This window comes from Novipirellula sp. (assembly GCF_041583735.1).
Lineage (GTDB): Bacteria > Planctomycetota > Planctomycetia > Pirellulales > Pirellulaceae > Novipirellula.
In genome coordinates this window covers 1-3,429 of the sequence record NZ_JBFHFD010000799.1, presented here as the reverse complement: position 1 = coordinate 3,429, position 3,429 = coordinate 1, and the positions used below count along the sequence as shown (strand labels likewise).

Genomic DNA, 3,429 nt, shown 5'->3' with positions numbered 1-3,429 from the left:
GCCGGAATATCCATCGCGCCGATCCGCAGCGGCCCCCCATTGCCGAGACGGTGGGAATCGTACCCCAATCCAATACGAATCGCAGGAATCGGCATGCTCATGTGGGAAAACTCCAGAGAGGGGATAAATCGGGGGGAGAACGAAAAACGACGCCAGAAAACACAACATCCCCAAATACTGACCAACTGACCAGCGGATCTTCGGCACCAAAAAGCATTGCAAACAGGAGTGTGGGGTGGAATCGAGGTCGGCGTGGGGGGATCTACAGTCTTTGCTCTTGCACCCTACAATAACCGACCGTAGCCTCCGCGCGATGTACCGACCTTTGCTCGAGTCAGCCGTATTCATGTCGATTATCGAAGTCCGTCAATTAACCAAGTCCTACCGTGTCTACAAGAAACGCGAGGGTCTTTCCGAGAGTATCCGAGGACTTTTCCACCGCGAATACAGCGAGGTGGAAGCGGTTCGCGGGATCGATTTGGATGTCCAGCAAGGTGAATTCGTGGCCTTTCTTGGCCCCAATGGTGCCGGCAAAACGACGACGCTGAAACTGCTAAGCGGGGTGATCAATCCGACCAGCGGTACGGCGTCGGTGATGGGATACGTCCCCTGGCAACGCAAAAACGACTATCGTCGCCGCTTCGCCTTGGTGATGGGCCAGAAAAACCAATTGTGGTGGGACTTGCCCGCGCAAGAATCGTACCGATTGCATCAGCAGATCTATGGCATCGATGCCGACCAATTCAAAACAACGCTTGCGGAATTGACCGATCTGCTCGACGTCAGCCGATTGCTCAGCCAACCAGTGCGGGAATTGTCACTTGGCGAACGCATGAAGATGGAACTGATCGCGGCGCTGCTGCACAGCCCCGAGGTCCTGTTTTTGGACGAACCAACGATCGGGCTCGATGTGATCGCCCAGCACAACATCCAGAAATTTTTGCGGTACTACCAAGAGAAACGCAAGATCACGATTCTGTTGACCAGCCACTACATGAAAGACATCGCGGCATTGTGCAAACGGGTCGTGATTGTTGCCGATGGTCGCATCGAGTACGACGGATCCCTATCGGGGATCATCGACAAATTCTCGGGTTCCAAAATCATTACGTTGCAGTTCGCCGAAGGACATCGTCCGTCGATGTCGACGTTTGGCGAAGTCTTGGACGAAAATTGGCCCAAGGTCCGAGTACGAGTCAATCGAGCGGATGTACCGCGAGTGCTGGCAGAAACATTGCGAGACAATCCGATCGAAGACGTCGCGGTAGAAGATCCACCGCTGGAAGATGTGATTGCCGATCTGTTTCGCGAAACGTCCGAACGCAATCTGCAAAACGCCGCCAACGTTGCCGCCAGCGGGCGTTGACGCGACATTGTCGCCCCGCTTTTCCATGCGGGTAACGCTACGAATAATCGTCCATCGGCGGGCAGCTACAAACGAGGTTGCGGTCGCCATAGGCACTGTCGATTCGGCCAACGGTGGGCCAGAACTTAGCGTCTCGTAACCACGCCATTGGCCACGCCGCTTGCTCTCGCGTGTAAGGATGCTGCCAATCGTCGCTGCCGATCGCTCCCATCGTGTGGGGCGCGTGCTTCAGCGGGTTATCGTCCGCATCCATCTTGCCGTCTTCGATGCTTTGAATCTCGGCACGAATGCAGATCATCGCGTCACAGAATCGATCGAGCTCATCTTTGCTCTCGCTTTCGGTCGGTTCGATCATCAACGTGCCGGGCACCGGGAACGACATTGTTGGGCTATGGAAACCGTAATCCATCAAACGTTTGGCAATGTCGTCGATCTTTACGCCTGCAGACTTTTCGAACTTGCGACAATCGACGATGAATTCGTGGGCAACGAAGCCATCGGAATCGGTGTACAAGATGTCGTAGTGATCACTCAAACGCTTGGCCATGTAGTTCGCATTTAAAATCGCGACTTGCGTCGCTTTCTTCAGTCCCGACGCGCCCATCAACGCGATGTAGACGTAGCTGATCGTCAAAATACTGGGGCTACCATAGGGTGCCGCCGCGACCGGACCAATCGCGAATTCACCGGCGGTATCGGGACGCTCTACTGGATGTTCGGGCAAAAACGGAGCGAGCTGCGAAGCCACGCCGATCGGGCCCATTCCGGGACCACCACCGCCGTGAGGAATACAGAACGTTTTGTGCAAATTCAAGTGACAAACGTCCGCGCCAATCTTGCCAGGACTGGTCAACCCAACCTGGGCGTTCATGTTCGCACCATCCATGTAAACTTGCCCACCATGTTCGTGAATCAAGTCACAAACGCGTCGTACGGTGCTTTCATAGACGCCGTGGGTCGACGGATAGGTGATCATCAGACAGGCAATCTTGTCACTGTGCTGGACCGCTTTGGCATTCAGATCATCCATGTCGATATCGCCGCGGTCGTTGCACTTGACCGGCACCACTTTCATCCCCGCCATCACGGCGGATGCGGGATTGGTTCCGTGCGCAGACGTCGGAATCAAACAAACATTGCGTTCGTTTTTCTGGCCTGTCTTGGCCGCTTGATGCTCATGGTAGGCGCGAATCACAAGCAGTCCGGCGTACTCGCCCTGAGCTCCCGCATTGGGCTGCAAACTGACGGCCGCAAACCCCGTCACACTGCACAACCAAGCTTCCAATTCTCGGAACATATGAGTGTAGCCACGCCACTGTGTATCGGGCGAGAACGGATGAATCTCGGCAAACTCGGGCCAAGTCACCGGGATCATTTCGCTCGTCCCGTTCAATTTCATCGTGCACGACCCAAGCGGGATCATGCTGTGCGCGAGCGACAAATCGCGGCTCATCAACTTGAAAATGTACCGCAACAGCTTGGTTTCACTGCGATACGTGTGGAACACAGGGTGAGTCAAGAAATCGCTAGTGCGGGCAAATCCCGTAAGATCACAGAGTCCTTCGGCTTCCGCCTCGGCGAGCAATTCATCGATATCAAAACCGGTGTAATGACCAAAATTGAACGCAGCTAACAGATCCGCAACCAATCCGCGATCGCTGGTTTCATCCAGGGTCACGCCCAGAGAACCGTCATCGTATTCACGCAAATTGATTTGGCGTTCGCGCGCTGCATCGGCAACCTGGCGGGCGGCATGCGTGCGTCCTTTGCCCAAGCGAATTCGAATCGTGTCAAAGACGGGACCGTCATGAGTCGCTTTGTGACCGAGCCGCTCGAGTCCCTTGGCCAATGCGGCGGTGAACCCTTGCACGCGGCGAGCGATGCGGGTCAAGCCTTCGGGACCATGATAGACCGCGTAAAAGGAATTGATGATCGCCAGCAGTGCTTGGGCGGTGCAAATGTTGCTGGTCGCTTTGTCACGGCGAATATGTTGCTCGCGAGTTTGAATCGCCATGCGAAGGGCGCGGTTGCCATGGCTGTCTTTGGAAACGCCGATGATCCGG

General features: G+C 55.3%; 2 protein-coding genes and 1 pseudogene. 1 reads left to right on the top strand and 2 read right to left on the bottom strand.

The features are described from left to right. Nucleotides 1-101: pseudogene (locus ABX962_RS32915) on the bottom strand (2-C-methyl-D-erythritol 2,4-cyclodiphosphate synthase); the annotation flags it as partial. 245 nt (nucleotides 102-346) lie between these two features. Between ABX962_RS32915 and ABX962_RS32910 the strand changes: the two are divergent. Continuing rightward, nucleotides 347-1,366, top strand: a complete 1,020-nt coding sequence (locus tag ABX962_RS32910) for an ATP-binding cassette domain-containing protein (RefSeq protein ID WP_372725921.1) — start codon at nucleotides 347-349, stop codon at nucleotides 1,364-1,366. A 37-nt stretch (nucleotides 1,367-1,403) separates the two neighbouring features. Here the strand turns inward: ABX962_RS32910 and gcvP are convergent. Continuing rightward, nucleotides 1,404-3,429, bottom strand: a 2,026-nt coding sequence (gcvP, locus tag ABX962_RS32905) for an aminomethyl-transferring glycine dehydrogenase (protein ID WP_372725920.1), incomplete at its 5' end; no start/stop codon positions are given.

What these genes read in the sequence shown, in the direction of transcription:
- ABX962_RS32910 (WP_372725921.1), top strand. Translation starts at nt 347, where the DNA reads ATGTCGATTATCGAAGTCCGTCAATTAACCAAGTCCTACCGTGTCTAC.